Source organism: Bradyrhizobium sp. CAR08, assembly GCF_052871955.1.
In genome coordinates, this window is record NZ_JBIXJX010000006.1 from 204341 (window position 1) to 218437 (window position 14097).

Consider the following 14097-nt stretch of genomic DNA (forward strand, 5'->3'; position numbering starts at 1 on the left):
ATCCCTCCGAGAAGGCGACGAATGACGGACTCGCGCTAATCCTTTGCCTCGTATAGATATTGTCAATCGGGAAAAAGGAGAAAGTGGAGGAAGGCCTGCGGTCGATCCCAACCAGCCACACTTCCATGGCGGAACAGATCCAATTGCCGCCGCCCTTTACCTTGGTCCGGTTGCGCGAGAGCGGAGACGCGTTCGCCCATGCATGCCGCATTGCACCCGAAAGCGGTGCCGGCACGCTGGTCTATGTAGGACGGTTCGACCTCGCCGAGTTCGCGGTGGTGCTGGAGCCGGCCGAGCCGCTGACCACCGCACGCCGCGCCTTTTACGCCGGCATGGTTGCTCTGACGGACGCCCTGCGCGCCTATGCGCCGCCCGCCAAGAAGGTTGTGGTCGGTTGGCCCGATGCGGTGACGATCGACGGTGGGCTGGTCGGAGGGGGACGGCTTGGCTGGCCCGCACCCGCGGACGAGGATGAGCCGGGCTGGCTCGTATTCGGGGCCATGATCCGGACAGTCATGATGCACGATGGTGATCCCGGTGTTCGCCCGCTCGCCTCGGCCCTGGATGAGGAAGGGTTCGGCGAGGCCGGCGCAGTGCAGATGACAGAGAGCTTTGCGCGGCACCTGATGCGGGCGATCGACAGCTGGCAGGCCGATGGATTTGACGGCGTCGCGCGCGAATATCTCAGCCGCATCCCTCGCGAGCGGCAAACTGTTCGACGCATCGATGATTGCGGCGATCTGCTCACGCGCCGCATAGGTAGTGATAAGACCGAGCGGGCAGACCTCGTGAATGCCTTGGCCTCGCCATCCTGGCTCGATCCGACGCTTGGAGGACCGAAGCGTTGAAAAAGACCGTCAAACTTCTACGCACCGTCGCGCTGGATCCCTCCGACACCTTCGTGTTCGAGGTGCCGGCAACGCCAGGCGAATGGGCTGTCTCCGGCGCGTTCCGCTTCTGCGACCAGGATCCGGCGAAGCTGAGCGGCAAGGCACGCGCCGCCTTCCGCGGCGGCTTTCTCGGTGTGCAGTCCTGGGGATGGTCGACGCTGGCGCAGATCGCTCCGGCGACCGAGGACGATTGCCAGGTGCTGATCGAACTCCTTGCGAGGCAACTCGTTGATCGGTTCGGCGCACCGGACATGGCAATTGCCAGGACCGCTGCAGAAGAGGAAGTCTCCTTTGCGCAGTCCCTTTGCACGCACCCGATCAGCTCGCTCATTGCGGTCCACCGTTCGGCGGGCGATGGCGAAGTCCGTGAGGGCTTCCGCAAGCTGAAACTGAGGGAAGGGCAGCGGCACGGCAAGGCGTTTTCGTTCATGGAAATCGAGGATGATGTCAAATCCGACAGCGATCTTAACTATTCTGATGGGACCCAGGAGTCGCTCCTCCGATGAGTGATTTCTGGATCGCATGCGGCCATCATCTGCTCGATCGCGACGAGAGCGGCAGGCTTCGTGTCACCGACGAATTCTTGAAGGCTTATTTTGCCCGTCCCGAGTTGATGCCGCCGAAGGACGCGTGCGCGGTCGAACGAAGACTGCACCGTGAGATGCTTGCTGATCCGCGCCGAGCGGTCGCAGCCGAAGAGCTCGCTGCGATCGCCGATGAGGACGCGCGGGAGAACTGGCGCTTCGTGGTGGCATTTCGCGATCTCATGTTGCGGCACCCGACGCTCGAAGCTGCGTATCTCGCGGTCCTGCGTTCGTCGTCAAACGACCTGCCGCCGCTGTTCATCAATCAGCTCGTGCATGTGATTTTGCGCAATGCGCTCGACGGCAACGAGGATGTGTTGGTGCTGCGCGCCGCCGAGCTGTTCTTCCGACCGCAACGGATCCTTCCGCATGAACAGGCCTTGCTGCTTGGCGATGAGGAGGTTGTCGGCGGTCGTAGCCCGACCCCTATCTTGTCGCTGATCTCGATGCTGGGCACCAAGGCTGACGCTCAGCTCGATGTGTTAAGCGACGAAAATACCGAGAACTATTGGAAACGCAGTGACCAGTTCGATATGGCCTTCGATTTCACCGCAGGCGGGCGAGGCCCTCGCGCGCTGGCACAGGCAATGACCCGCTGGGTCTCCCATCTGCTCGGGATCGATGTTGCTATTGAACCGCTGACGGAAGTGCGCGAGGTAAAGCTGGCCTGGTATGTCGGGTTGGACGCTGACGCCACCAAGATGGGCGATCGGCTTTGGCACGACGAGGAGCTGGACGGACCCAGCGCGGAGCGAGTTCTTTCGTTGTTTCGCTTGACCTTTGCGGATCCTCAGCTCGCCATAGAGACCTTGCGGGGTGAACCGGTCTATCTGATCCTGGCTATGACAGCCGATCAGAAGCTCCGCATGAAACCGCAGAACCTGTTGAGGGGACTCCCGATCAGGCGCTTGGAAGCCATCTCATGAGCGCTGCCCTGCCACTCCAGCGTATCCCTGTCGGTATCATCGTCGAACGGCGCAAGGCGGATTCGCCCTGGGCCGATTTCATCTGGCGGAGCACTGCCGTGTTGCCTGACAAACTGGACACGGAGGCCTGGACAATCTTGCGCGAACAGGGCGGCACGACCTGGTTCTATGCCGGCAGCGCATCGGTTGACCTGTACGTATCGGAAACCGCGCGCTATTGCGACAATGTCGCCTCCGGCACACCGAGCCTCTGGGTGGTCTTGAGCCCATCCGAGGGAGTCTGGCCTTATGCGATCGCCGCCGCGACCGCTGATCCCGCGGAAGGAGAGGGGTTTACCGAAGCCGCTGACAATCTGGTTGAAGCCGTACCGATGCCTGAGCTAGTGCGCGCGGTGATTGAAAGCTTCATCGCCGAACACCACGTCGAGAGAGAGTTCGTCAAACGCGAGCGACGGCGCGCCGATCCCGAGGCTTTGGCGCGTCGGCAGCACTAAGGCGGGCAAGAATGACCGAGGAAGAGTTTCTCGCACGCTGGTCACGCCGCAAGCGCGAGTCAAAATCGAATGCTCCGCCGGCGGAGAGAGCCAGGCCCGCGGGTGAAGCCGCGGTGCAATCCCCCGCGGCTCAGGCCGAACCGGACCTGGATCTCGGCAGCTTGCCATCGATCGACGCGATCGCGGCGGGTACCGACATCACCGCGTTCCTGCGCAAAGGTATTGCGCCGGAATTGATGCAAGCGGCTCTTCGCCGCGCCTGGACGGCCGACCCGGCGATCCGCGATTTCGTGGGGCTCGCCGAGAATGCCTGGGACTTCAACGATCCGAATGCTATGCCGGGCTTCGGACCGCTCGATTGCTCCCAGACGGAGCTGGCAGCCTGGGTCGACCGAATCGTCGGGGGTCTGCGTGACGCCGCAGAGGCACAGCCGGACACGCCGCCGCAATTGCAGGGGGCCTCGGACGTTCCGAATGGGGATGTTGTGCACTCGGCGGTGCTTACCGAGACGCCCGACGAAGCCATCCCGACGATCGCGGCTCCCGTTGCATCGCAACGGGCAACGGAGCCTGATACTCCTCCGCGCCGCGTACATGGCGGTGCCCTGCCTGAATAGTGTTCTACCAAAGGCTATAGCCTCAACCTATTGAGCGGCGATTGACCGCCTCCTGAACCAGGTCTAGGCTTTGCTAGCACTTTGTTGCGCAAGTAAAATTGGTCACTAGAGGGTCTCAGGCAACGGAGGTCCATGTGCGTGACGCCGGGCTTGATCGCGCCATTGACGCCGCAGGCGGCGTGGCCCAGCTTGCGCGCAAAATCCGCATCAGCCAGCCCTCGGTTTCGAACTGGAGCAAGATACCCGCTCAGCGGGTGATTGCGGTGGAAGCTGCAACAGGTGTTCCCCGGGCCGAACTGCGGCCTGATCTCTATCCTGATCACAATCACGAACCCACGAGATTGCAAGACAGCATCGATCCGATCGATGTCGCGCGAGCGCAGGAATATGCCCTTCTCGCCGCCTTGCTTGCGGCTGCGCCATCCAAGAGCTTGCTCGATCGGCTTACGGGCTTGAGTGGAGACGGCACGCCACTCGGTCAGGTTCACGCCGGCTTGGCGGATGCCGCTTCGCACACGACCGCAGCTCAGGTCGAACGCGAATATTTCGATCTTTTTGTTGGCCTCGGCCGCGGCGAGTTGCTGCCCTACGCCTCCTACTATTTGACCGGCTTTCTCAACGAACGGCCGCTGTCACGCTTGCGGACTGATCTTGCGGCACTCGGCATAATGGGCGCCGAGGGTAATTTCGAACCCGAGGATCATGCCGCCATCCTCTGCAAAATCATGGCCGGAATGGCTGATGGCCGCTTGGAAGCGCCGTTCGTTGCGCAGCGTGCGTTGTTCGAGAAGCACGTCTCGTCCTGGATGGGGCGTCTGTTTGCCGACATGGAGCGGGCCGCGAGCGCAAGGTTTTACCGCGCGGTCGGCACATTCGGCCGCCTGTTTATCGAGATCGAGAGGCAAGGATTTTCGTTCGCGAACTGACCATGCGCAGGCTGGTCCGGGTGAGATGCGATGAGCGATGAAAAGAAAGCGATCGTCGGACGGCGCGACTTCCTCCGCAAAGTTGGCATCGGCACGGTAGGCGCTGGCGCCACGCTGGCGACGCCACTCGTCGGCTCCGCGCAGGCCGACAGCGAGAATAACGATGAGAAGCGTAAGGCGCGCTACAAGGAATCCGATCACGTGAAGGCCTATTACCGCGTCAATCGCTATCCCGCTTAAGGGAGGCTGCCCGTGCTTATCAAGCGAACACAAGAGCATTCCGGATCCGGCCGCCGCGGCTCGGTCGCGGACACCATGGCAAGGCAGACCGGCGGTCTCGATCGCCGCACCTTCCTGCGCCGGTCCGGTGTTGCGGGTGGCGCGCTCGCGGCACTCGGGACCATGCCGATTTCCGGCGTGCGCAAGGCGGAAGCGGCCGTGGCGGGCCCGCTGACCGCCGGGGCCACCGTCAAGAAAAGCATCTGTACGCATTGTTCGGTCGGATGCACCGTGACCGCGGAGGTGTTGAACGGGGTCTGGATCGGCCAGGAGCCGAGCTGGGATTCCCCCATCAATCGAGGATCTCATTGCGCGAAGGGAGCTTCCGTACGCGAGCTGGTGCACAGCGAGCGGCGTTTGCGCTATCCGATGAAGCTCCTAAACGGGCAATGGACGCGCGTCTCCTGGGAGTCTGCGGTCAACGAGATCGGCGACAAGATCATCGAAGTTCGCGAAAAATCGGGGCCCGATTCCGTATATTGGCTCGGCTCGGCCAAAATGACCAATGAGGGCGCATATTTGTTCCGCAAGCTCGGGGCGTTCTGGGGCACCAACAACACCGACCATCAGGCACGCATCTGCCATTCGACCACCGTCACCGGCGTCGCCAATACCTGGGGCTACGGCGCGATGACCAATAGCTACAACGATATTCGCAATGCCAAGACTCAGATGATCATGGGCGGCAATCCGGCCGAGGCGCATCCGGTTTCGTTGCAGCATCTGCTCGAAGGCAAGGAGCTGCAAAAGGCCAACTTCATCGTCATCGACCCACGCATGACGCGCACCGCAGCGCACGCCACGGAATATGTGCGGATGCGTCCGGGCACCGACATTCCAGTGCTCTACGGCATGATGTGGCACATTCTCCAGAACGGCTGGGAGGACAAGGAGTTCATCAGGCAGCGTGTCTACGGGTTCGACGATCTCCGCAAGGAGGTGGAGAAATGGAATCCGGAAGAGGTCGAGCGCGTCGCCGGCATCCCCGGCGAACAGCTCAAGCGGGTCGCGAAGATGTTCGCCACCGAGAAGCCGTCGACGTTGATCTGGGCCATGGGCCAGACTCAGAAGACCGTCGGCACCGCCAATGTGAGGGCGAGCTGCATCCTGCTGCTGTTGACCGGCAATGTGGGCGGGCCCGGCATGGGTGCCAACATCTTCCGCGGCCACGACAATGTGCAGGGCGCGACTGATGTCGGGCTCGATATTGTGACGTTGCCGTTCTACTACGGTCTCGCCGAAGGTGCGTGGAAGCACTGGTCGCGGGTTTGGGACGTTGATTACGAGTTCTTGAAGTCGCGCTTCGATTCCAAGCAGATCATGGAGACTCCCGGCATTCCGCTGACTCGCTGGTTCGAGGCGGTGACGCTGCCGAAAGATCAGGTCGCTCAGAAGGACAACGTACGGGCAGTGTTCGTTCAGGGGCACGCCAGCAACAGCATCACGCGCATTCCGGAGTCTCTCAACGGCCTGAAGGCGCTAGACCTGCTTGTCATTGCCGACCCGCATCCCACGACGTGGGCGTCATTGGCGGTCGAGGCCGGCCGCAAGGATGGCGTCTACATTCTTCCCGTGGCCACGCAATTCGAGTGCAAGGGATCGCGCGTCGCCTCGAACCGCTCGCTGCAATGGGGCGAGCAGATCGTCAAACCGATCTTCGAATCCAAGGACGATCTCGAGGTCATTTATCTTGTGGCCAAGAAACTCGGATTCGCAGACCAGATGTTCAAGAAAATCAAGGTCGAGAACAATCTGCCTGAAGCAGAGGATGTGCTGCGCGAAATGAATCGCGGCAGCTGGTCGACCGGCTATTGCGGGCAATCGCCTGAGCGGCTCAAGGCGCACATGAAGAACCAGGCGAAGTTCGACATGCTGACGATGCGTGCCCCAAAGGACGATCCCGAGGTCGGCGGTGATTATTATGGCCTGCCGTGGCCGTGCTGGGGCTCACCGGACGTCCGGCATCCGGGCACGCCGCTGCTCTACAACACCAATCTCGCGGTGATGGATGGCGGCGGCACGTTCCGGCCGCGCTTCGGTATCGAACGCGAGGAGAAGCTGCCAGACGGGTCCACGCGCAAGGTCAGCCTGCTGGCCGACAAATCGTACTCTAAGGATTCCGAGATCCAGGACGGCTATCCCGAATTCACGCTGGCGAGCCTGAAGAAGCTTGGCTGGGATACGGATCTCACCGAAGCGGAGATGGCCACGATCATGAAGATCAATCCGACCAATCCGGATTCGGTGTCCTGGTCGCTCGATCTCTCAGGGGGCATCCAGCGGGTCGCGCTCAAACACGGCTGCGTGCCGTACGGCAACGGCAAGGCACGCATGAACGCCTTCGGCCTTCCCGATCCGATTCCGGTCCATCGTGAGCCGATCTACACGCCACGTGTCGATCTTGTCGAGAAATATCCGACGACGCCCGATGCCAAGCAGTTTCGCATGCCCAACATCGGCTTCTCGGTGCAGAAGGCTGCTGTGGAGAAGAGGATTGCCAAGCAGTTCCCGCTCATCCTCTCGTCGGGCCGTCTGGTCGAGTATGAGGGAGGTGGGGAGGAGACGCGTACCAATCCGTGGCTTGCCGAACTACAGCAGGACATGTTCATCGAAATCAACCCGGCCGATGCTGCTGATCGCGGCGTCAAGGATGGCGGCTGGGTCTGGGTCACCGGTGCAGAGAACAATTCCAGAGCGAGGATGAAAGCGCTCGTCACCGAGCGTGTCGGCAAGGGCGTCGCCTGGATGCCCTTCCATTTCGGCGGCTGGCTGGCAGGGAAGGATCTTCGCAGCGCCTATCCGAAGGGGACCGATCCGATCGTTCTCGGCGAAAGCGCGAACACCATCACGACCTACGGATATGATCCCGCGACGGGCATGCAGGAACCGAAGGTCACTCTTTGCCAAATCGCGGCGGCATAAGGAGCAACGACGATGGCCCGTATGAAATTCCTCTGCGACGCCGACCGTTGCATCGAGTGCAATGCCTGCGTCACCGCCTGCAAGAACGAGCATGAGGTGCCCTGGGGTATCAACCGGCGCCGCGTGGTCACCATAAATGATGGCAAGCCAGGCGAGCGTTCGATCTCGATGGCCTGTATGCACTGCACCGACGCGCCCTGCGCAGCCGTGTGCCCCGTGAACTGTTTCTACACCACCGCAGATGGCGTGGTGCTGCACTCCAAGGACCTCTGCATCGGCTGCGGCTATTGCTTCTACGCCTGTCCGTTCGGCGCGCCGCAATATCCCAAGGTCGGGAACTTCGGCTCACGCGGCAAGATGGACAAATGCACCTACTGCGCCGGCGGGCCCGAGGCCGATGGCAGCAAGGAGGAATACGAGAAGTACGGCGCGAACCGGCTGGCGGAGGGCAAGTTGCCGCTGTGTGCCGAAATGTGTTCGACGAAGTCATTGCTCGCCGGCGACGGGGAGATCATCGCCCAGATCTACAAGGAACGCGTGATGAAGCGCGGCTACGGCTCCGGCGCGTGGGGCTGGAAGACCGCGTATCGCGAGACGATCGAGTCCTGACGCGGACGACAGTCAAGGACGCGATACCGGGAGGCGCAGATGGCGTCATTTGGAAGACTCATTCGCCTGGCATTTGGCGCATGCGCGCTGCTTCTGGTGATCATGGCGGCTCCAGCGAGCACCCAGCAGGTCAACCCGACCGCAAGCTCCGTCAAGGAGCAGCAGTTGCTGCAGGAACTGAACCGAATCCAGGGCCGTGTCAGCATTCCGGATCAGAGATCGGGCGTGCTTGAGCAGCCACAGGGACGCGAATGGCGGGAGTTTCGCAATGTCACGCTGCGCTGGATCGGCGGCGTCGCGATTATCGGCATGCTGGCTTTGCTCGTGATCTTCTATCTCACCCGTGGCATGGTGCGGCTTGAAAGCGGGCGATCGGGGCGCACCATCGTGCGCTTCACGCTGTTTGAGCGCTTCGTGCATTGGATGACAGCGACCTGCTTCATCATCCTCGCCATCTCGGGTCTGAACATCACCTTCGGGCGGCCGTTGTTATTGCCGTTGATCGGTTTTGAAGCGTTCTCCGAATGGTCACAATGGGCGAAGTATGCCCACAACTATCTGAGTTTCCCGTTCACCGTCGGCGTCGTCCTGATCTTCCTGATGTGGATCGCGGGAAATCTCCCGAACAAGGTGGACGTCGCCTGGATCAAGCGGGGAGGGGGCATTGTCGGCCATGATCATCCACCGGCCTATCGCTTCAACGCCGGCCAGAAGATGATTTACTGGATCGTCGTAATCGGGGGCGGCCTCGTTGCGGCGACGGGATACGAGCTGATGTTCCCGTTCTACATCAGCGGCATTGAAGGCATGCAGATGGCCCAGATCATCCACTCCGTGGTGGCCGTGCTATTCGTGGCCGCAATGATAGCGCATATCTACATCGGCACGATCGGGATGGAGGGGGCTTTCGAGGCCATGGGTTCGGGTGAGGTCGACCTCAACTGGGCACGCGAACATCATAGCCTCTGGCTCGACGAACAGAGTGGGCGAACCGGGCCGAACGATCAAAAGCCGCAACCAGTGACCGCTGCGGCGGAATGAGGGGGAGCGGCTGAAGAGGGCCGGTCAGGTGTGCGCTATTGCGTGCGCCCTCTGGCAAACAGAACGGACCGGTCCTCGATCTCCTGCTCGGCCAGCGTGCTCGCCTGGGCTGTCTGCAGCTCTGGAATGTTTGGCATGCCACTCTGTGCAGAATGAAGAAGTGCATGCGGTCTGAGCACGCTGGTCGCCGCACCGATGACGAGCAGGGCCGTGACGAGCGAAAGCATAAGGCGTTTCATTCGACATCTCCGTCCGGTGTTGTATCCGCCAAGACGGAGTAAGCTCTAATTCGTCCCGGTGATGTGAGCCGCCTCACATCCTCCAAGCCTTTTTCGTGTTCCGACAACTGAATGAAGGTCGGGCAGTCCTCGCTGGTTTGCGCCGCCAATCGAGATGTTATGGGCCGCGCGCGTATTCCGGAGCTTTGAATGACCGAAGGTCCAAGAATGGAAGACACCTGCGAGTTACGGATTGGCATCGCCATCTCGTAGTGCCTTTCACGACACCTGGAAGGTCGCAATCATGTCGGACGGACAGCAAGGTGCGGGGCGCTCCGAGACGATCGAAGCTATCGCGGGCCGGCTGCGCACCGTACTCAAGGTCGTCCAGGACCTCGCCGAACTTCCGGATCACGGTTGCGTCTCCGAAGTGGCCCGTCGCCTCATCCCCGCTGCGGCAAGGCCACCGCGCTGAGAATGCCCGGGCTTTCGCGAAAGCGCCTCGGCCTATATCACAGCCGCGTACTCGGGTGAGCAGGGTCGCGTCCCTCCGCCATTCCGCTGCCCGCAGTAACCTTGAACCTACTGCCGCCCTACGGGGACCGCGGGTCGCGTCGTCCGCGGCGCTCCATCGCTGATGATGCCGAGAACAACATTACCAGGGCTTCAGCCAGGAACGGAGCCATCGTCCTCGGGTTGACTCCGGAAGACAACATCCAGGAGGTTAACATGGCTATGGAAGATCGCGAGACGTTCAGCTTGATCGGAAGCGACAAGGTCGAGGGCACGAACGTGTACGGGGCCGACGGGAAAAAGGTGGGCTACATCGAGCGCGTCATGATCGACAAGGTCAGCGGCAAGGTGTCGTACGCGGTGCTCAGCTTCGGGGGTCTGCTCGGCATTGGCGACGATCACTATCCGTTGCCATGGCAGGGGCTGAAATACGACACCAACCTCGACGGCTACGTCACCGGCATCACCCAGGACCAGCTCCGCGGCGCCCCGAAATACTCCGACGAGAGCAGTTGGAATTGGAGCGATCCCGCGACCACGCGCTCCGTGAATGCCTACTACGGTGTGCCGGTGGCTTGAGGCGCACGACATTCGCGGGCCGACGCACTCGCCGTTGCGCGAGACGACAGCATCGGTCGTCGAGGTGAGTAATGCCCTTCGTGTTCTGGTCGTCGAGGATGAAGCTCTGATCTGCAGCTTGATCGATGACGCCTTGGTCGATGGCGGTCGAGGGGCCTGCCTGGTCAATTCGGGGGAGGCGGCCGCGCGGGACGACGAACCGGCCGCGCAAGTAGCCGGCGGAAACCGAGGCCCGTAACTCCTCGACCTGCGCCTCGGAGGAAGCCGTTCGCGACAATGAGCGCCTTGACCGCCTCCCGGGCGTCTCGACATCAGGCAGCAATGGCCTGGTCGGCGGCGGCGCCACGCCGAACGGTGCCGGTCGGATGGCTCCTGATCCCGATTCACCAGCCCGTCTACCTAAGTATGGTCACTTCATACCTGCGCGCGATGGCACCGACCAAGGGCTACTGTTATCGATACATCGAGAGTGGAAAGCAACGGAACCGGCCCTGCGAGTCGGCAGTTGCGGGACGAGACCGGCGGCGTAGCGCCCGCCGGCCCTTCTCCCGATCTAGCGGGGCTTCGCCGCTCAACTCATGCTTACCGCTGTACTTTGGTGCAGAGAGTCCGTCATGAGAAACATCGCCGATCTCCTAGTGCGGTTCTGGCAGGGAAGCCAGCGCGCGTCCAATACTCAGGTGGCGGCTATGGCTGAAAACCAAGATCGATCCAGCATGGCTGATTTTGTCCGGATCCTGCAAGCCTACGATGAAGCCGAGTAGGGCAGGAGTTAGGGGCGAGCGCGTCAGTTCGTGATGCGGACGTCCGAGCAAACCAAAGCCAAGACCTCACACCGGACCGCGTCCAGGTGTTTATATCCACCACATCCGTTCAGGGTTAAACTGCGACAAGAGCAGAGGACTCTGATTTGCAGCCGGTCAATCCAATCCCAGTATAGGTGCGCGAGCGATCATCAGCCAGAAGATAACCAGCACGGCTGCGAGCGCCGGAAATCCGAAGGCGAACCACCATCGAAAGAGTTGGTAATACCGGGCAGACAGCTTGGCATTGGTCTCGACCGCGCGGACGGCAAGATCGCGCATTTGCATCTGCATCCACACTACGGTAGCCAGAACGCGCCGATCAGGGTAGCGTTATGTCGAGTGCCATTGAGTTGATCGTTGATGGCTTTGCTCAACTGAAGGACCGGCGATCGCTTGAGGATCTCCGGATGCACCGGAGACGTTTGGCTGTCGATCTGAAGGCCAGAACTGGCTTCGACTACCGGCTTTCAATAACACAGATCGAAGAGGATATTGTTGCTATCGAAGCGGGCTTGAATACGCTTTCGGGTCCGATTGGTGGCTGACCAGAGTTGCTGCCAGCCAGCTAAGCCGCAACTCATTGGTAACGGTACGTTAGCGCGCCCGCTGTACAGTCTCTCCGTCCGGATAACTCAACCCTCGGGCGACGCAATGAAAGGCCTAGCTCACGGACTGAGCTAGGGCTTTTCTTTGTCCGTGGGCTGTGGTCGGCGGGCTGTGCAGCAGTGCCTGTACGCAGTGCAGTGTTGGCGAGCTGGCGTCCGTTTTTATCCAAGCAAATGGCAAGAAGGCCCAAATGACAGCCAGAGACAGGGGCGCGCAGGAACCGACTTGAGCGGAGCAGTGTCATTGAAGTGAGCCGTTGACCTTGCACCCACGGACGAGCCCCCATCAGACCGGCACCCCACGAACGAAGGCATCAGTCATGCTCGTGCATGCCAAGCTCATCGCCGGCCGAGGGGGCTCAGCCGACGCCGCCGGCACGCGAACTCAAGGTGGCCGATGCCGCTTCTGTTTTCGATGCGGGCACGCCGGCCCCCATGCCGGCGCGACCCGTCGCGGATCTTCCTATCACCCAGCTCACGCCCCAGCACTCCGTGCCGCCCCAAGTTGACGTGGAGAAGCTTGCCGCGGCCGCGCGAGCCGACTCACCTCCAGCTATCCCGATGGCCGCGCACAATGAAGAGGTGCGCGACGAGCCGCGCAGCTGGACGGTAACCTCGTTAGGTGTGCTGCTGATGACGCTGGGGGCTTTTCGATTTTAAGCTCGAACCGCACGGTTCGGCAGACGGTAAAGCTACGCCACCGATGCGCGTACACTGAGCGGGTTAGTTGACGCAGCCCCGCGATCGATGAGTTCACGCCGTTATAGCCGAGTTGCCACACGTACAAAGGTTCCGCGCGCCTGCACTCAGTTCGGAGCTGCCTTAGACGGACATTCGATTAACATGACGATCCCTTTTTGGATGGGACTTCCATCATGCGGGTACAAAGTGTTCGTGGTGGACTGCGGCAAGTGATCTGCGCAGCAACGCTTGACTGTATTGACGAGCAAGCGGCGAGACGTCGAGCCTAGCAAATGTATGGCGAGCACGACGTGCAGCTTTGGGAAGGCGATCGGCTTCCTCAGATGCACTCGCCAGCTCTTCTGTACCGGGCGAATAAGGACGTCTGCGGCTACCGCACTGGCCTGCATCGTAACCGCTTCCGGGTCCGCCGTTCGGGGAAGCTGGCTCGCTCGATGAAGCCAAGCGCGCCGCTTCAAGGTCGCCTGGGAGAACTCCAACGCGAAACATCGGCCAAGCTGATCGATATCGCTTCACTGATCGGCGTCGTCGGTAGCTCCAAGCTGCTCCGGACGCTTTTCCTTTCAAGCAAGCCCGCTCCTGAGATTACAACATCCGCCGCTGAGATGAAAAAGGCCGCAGGATCAGCTCATCTCCTGCGGCCTTTATTTTCCCGGGAAAATTGAGTGCTTACGTAATGGACACTTCCAGCCCCGGCTGTTGGCGATGATTGCAGAACCTGGTTTGCGGGTTGAGTCAAAACATCTGTTCCGAATAGGAACCCGGAGGCTGTTGCGCGAGCGCAACGCCTTGCCGTGATGCGGAAGAGGGCGGGCCTTGAGCGGTATTCATCGAGAGTCCGCCCCAGTATTCTTGCGGGGCGGTTGAGACGTTCGAATCGATAAGATTCGGAGAAATGGTGAAAATGCAAGTCCACCAGCAACCGTAGCACCAAGCACGGCCGACAGGGAGGGAAGCATGGTTGCAGCTCTGCAGATACACTTTGCGCTGTGGGGAATGATTGTTTGCGCCGTCCGCGAGTTTCTGCACCTGGCCGAACTAGTTTAGAACAGCAGAAGCCTCCAACTAACCATTCCGAAACGTTTGTGGGCGATGGTACGAGCACCGGTCTTAACTGCGAGTGCGCCGGTGCAAAATGGGGCCCTAGCGCATTCAAGCAGCGCTAGGGCGTTTTCGTCGAGCCGTGACTCGGACCAGAGCGAACAGCTCGGGTTCACGCCACTCTATTTTTATCGCTCGCGATCTCGTACTTTTCACTACACCGGAAATCACCGCGCTTTACGAGGTCGACCTCTTGAAGGGGCGATAACAGTGAAGCAGGGCGTATTCGTTGGTATTTGGCGCAGGTGAGCGGACGCAAACGTTCGCGCCAACCGGTAGATGGAC

At 61.0% G+C, this 14097-nt stretch carries 17 protein-coding genes and 1 pseudogene; 16 read left to right on the plus strand and 2 right to left on the minus strand.

The window, feature by feature from the left end; translation table 11 throughout:
• Positions 1-83: 83 nt before the first annotated feature.
• From ACIPUD_RS15125 to ACIPUD_RS15170, 10 genes are all read left to right on the plus strand, one after another.
• The gene (locus tag ACIPUD_RS15125; RefSeq protein WP_446480999.1) at positions 84-848 is read left to right on the plus strand and encodes a biotin/lipoate--protein ligase family protein; all 765 of its coding nucleotides are present in this window, start codon (positions 84-86) and stop codon (positions 846-848) included.
• Positions 845-1396: a DUF6505 family protein gene (locus tag ACIPUD_RS15130; RefSeq protein WP_247523789.1), complete on the plus strand. Its 552-nt coding sequence runs from the start codon at positions 845-847 to the stop codon at positions 1394-1396. Before ACIPUD_RS15125 ends, ACIPUD_RS15130 begins: the two co-directional genes overlap by 4 nt.
• Entirely contained in the window at positions 1393-2400 is a 1008-nt protein-coding gene (locus tag ACIPUD_RS15135; protein ID WP_446481000.1) for a DUF6352 family protein, read from the plus strand. Before ACIPUD_RS15130 ends, ACIPUD_RS15135 begins: the two co-directional genes overlap by 4 nt.
• Positions 2397-2894, plus strand: a complete 498-nt coding sequence (locus ACIPUD_RS15140; protein WP_247523791.1) for a DUF3305 domain-containing protein — start codon at positions 2397-2399, stop codon at positions 2892-2894. Before ACIPUD_RS15135 ends, ACIPUD_RS15140 begins: the two co-directional genes overlap by 4 nt.
• Positions 2895-2905: 11 nt before the next feature.
• Positions 2906-3511: a DUF3306 domain-containing protein gene (locus ACIPUD_RS15145; protein WP_446481001.1), complete on the plus strand. Its 606-nt coding sequence runs from the start codon at positions 2906-2908 to the stop codon at positions 3509-3511.
• Positions 3512-3645: 134 nt separating this feature from the next.
• On the plus strand, positions 3646-4437 hold the full coding sequence (locus ACIPUD_RS15150; RefSeq protein ID WP_247523794.1) for a molecular chaperone TorD family protein: 792 nt from the start codon (positions 3646-3648) through the stop codon (positions 4435-4437).
• 30 nt (positions 4438-4467) lie between these two features.
• Positions 4468-4677: a twin-arginine translocation signal domain-containing protein gene (locus ACIPUD_RS15155; RefSeq protein WP_247523795.1), complete on the plus strand. Its 210-nt coding sequence runs from the start codon at positions 4468-4470 to the stop codon at positions 4675-4677.
• Positions 4678-4689: 12 nt separating this feature from the next.
• Positions 4690-7638 (plus strand): formate dehydrogenase subunit alpha, encoded by a 2949-nt coding sequence (locus ACIPUD_RS15160; RefSeq protein WP_446481002.1) that lies wholly within the window; start codon positions 4690-4692, stop codon positions 7636-7638.
• 12 nt (positions 7639-7650) lie between these two features.
• Complete coding sequence (fdh3B, locus tag ACIPUD_RS15165) at positions 7651-8247, plus strand: formate dehydrogenase FDH3 subunit beta (RefSeq protein WP_007592757.1); 597 nt, start codon at positions 7651-7653, stop codon at positions 8245-8247.
• A 39-nt stretch (positions 8248-8286) separates the two neighbouring features.
• Positions 8287-9288, plus strand: coding sequence for a formate dehydrogenase subunit gamma (locus tag ACIPUD_RS15170; RefSeq protein WP_247523797.1), 1002 nt, complete (start codon positions 8287-8289; stop codon positions 9286-9288).
• A gap of 35 nt (positions 9289-9323) precedes the next feature.
• Here ACIPUD_RS15170 and ACIPUD_RS15175 read toward each other — a convergent pair whose 3' ends face one another.
• Positions 9324-9527, minus strand: coding sequence for a hypothetical protein (locus ACIPUD_RS15175; RefSeq protein ID WP_247523798.1), 204 nt, complete (start codon positions 9525-9527; stop codon positions 9324-9326).
• 232 nt (positions 9528-9759) lie between these two features.
• Here ACIPUD_RS15175 and ACIPUD_RS15180 point away from each other — a divergent pair, with 232 nt between their 5' ends.
• From ACIPUD_RS15180 to ACIPUD_RS15190, 3 genes are all read left to right on the plus strand, one after another.
• Entirely contained in the window at positions 9760-9981 is a 222-nt protein-coding gene (locus tag ACIPUD_RS15180) for a hypothetical protein (RefSeq protein WP_247523799.1), read from the plus strand.
• A gap of 254 nt (positions 9982-10235) precedes the next feature.
• Complete coding sequence (locus ACIPUD_RS15185) at positions 10236-10598, plus strand: PRC-barrel domain-containing protein (protein WP_446481003.1); 363 nt, start codon at positions 10236-10238, stop codon at positions 10596-10598.
• 614 nt (positions 10599-11212) lie between these two features.
• Complete coding sequence (locus ACIPUD_RS15190; protein WP_247523801.1) at positions 11213-11362, plus strand: hypothetical protein; 150 nt, start codon at positions 11213-11215, stop codon at positions 11360-11362.
• A gap of 156 nt (positions 11363-11518) precedes the next feature.
• Here the strand turns inward: ACIPUD_RS15190 and ACIPUD_RS15195 are convergent.
• Positions 11519-11721 (minus strand): annotated as a pseudogene (locus tag ACIPUD_RS15195) (DUF2269 family protein); the annotation flags it as partial.
• Positions 11722-11736: 15 nt separating this feature from the next.
• Between ACIPUD_RS15195 and ACIPUD_RS15200 the strand changes: the two are divergent.
• The 3 genes from ACIPUD_RS15200 to ACIPUD_RS15210 all read left to right on the plus strand — a co-directional run bounded on the left by ACIPUD_RS15200 (position 11737) and on the right by ACIPUD_RS15210 (position 13376).
• Positions 11737-11949 (plus strand): hypothetical protein, encoded by a 213-nt coding sequence (locus ACIPUD_RS15200; protein ID WP_377831369.1) that lies wholly within the window; start codon positions 11737-11739, stop codon positions 11947-11949.
• Between the two features lie 450 nt (positions 11950-12399).
• Entirely contained in the window at positions 12400-12669 is a 270-nt protein-coding gene (locus ACIPUD_RS15205) for a hypothetical protein (protein WP_377831268.1), read from the plus strand.
• Positions 12670-12983: 314 nt separating this feature from the next.
• On the plus strand, positions 12984-13376 hold the full coding sequence (locus ACIPUD_RS15210; RefSeq protein ID WP_446481004.1) for a hypothetical protein: 393 nt from the start codon (positions 12984-12986) through the stop codon (positions 13374-13376).
• Positions 13377-14097: the final 721 nt, after the last annotated feature.

Excerpts from the sequence above, each read along its gene's own strand:
- fdh3B (WP_007592757.1), top strand. The coding sequence starts at position 7,651 with ATGGCCCGTATGAAATTCCTCTGCGACGCCGACCGTTGCATCGAGTGC.
- ACIPUD_RS15210 (WP_446481004.1), top strand. The coding sequence starts at position 12,984 with ATGTATGGCGAGCACGACGTGCAGCTTTGGGAAGGCGATCGGCTTCCT.
- ACIPUD_RS15170 (WP_247523797.1), top strand. The coding sequence starts at position 8,287 with ATGGCGTCATTTGGAAGACTCATTCGCCTGGCATTTGGCGCATGCGCG.
- ACIPUD_RS15145 (WP_446481001.1), top strand. The coding sequence starts at position 2,906 with ATGACCGAGGAAGAGTTTCTCGCACGCTGGTCACGCCGCAAGCGCGAG.
- ACIPUD_RS15175 (WP_247523798.1), bottom strand. The coding sequence starts at position 9,527 with ATGAAACGCCTTATGCTTTCGCTCGTCACGGCCCTGCTCGTCATCGGT.
- ACIPUD_RS15185 (WP_446481003.1), top strand. The coding sequence starts at position 10,236 with ATGGCTATGGAAGATCGCGAGACGTTCAGCTTGATCGGAAGCGACAAG.
- ACIPUD_RS15190 (WP_247523801.1), top strand. The coding sequence starts at position 11,213 with ATGAGAAACATCGCCGATCTCCTAGTGCGGTTCTGGCAGGGAAGCCAG.
- ACIPUD_RS15135 (WP_446481000.1), top strand. The coding sequence starts at position 1,393 with ATGAGTGATTTCTGGATCGCATGCGGCCATCATCTGCTCGATCGCGAC.
- ACIPUD_RS15155 (WP_247523795.1), top strand. The coding sequence starts at position 4,468 with ATGAGCGATGAAAAGAAAGCGATCGTCGGACGGCGCGACTTCCTCCGC.
- ACIPUD_RS15200 (WP_377831369.1), top strand. The coding sequence starts at position 11,737 with ATGTCGAGTGCCATTGAGTTGATCGTTGATGGCTTTGCTCAACTGAAG.
- ACIPUD_RS15140 (WP_247523791.1), top strand. The coding sequence starts at position 2,397 with ATGAGCGCTGCCCTGCCACTCCAGCGTATCCCTGTCGGTATCATCGTC.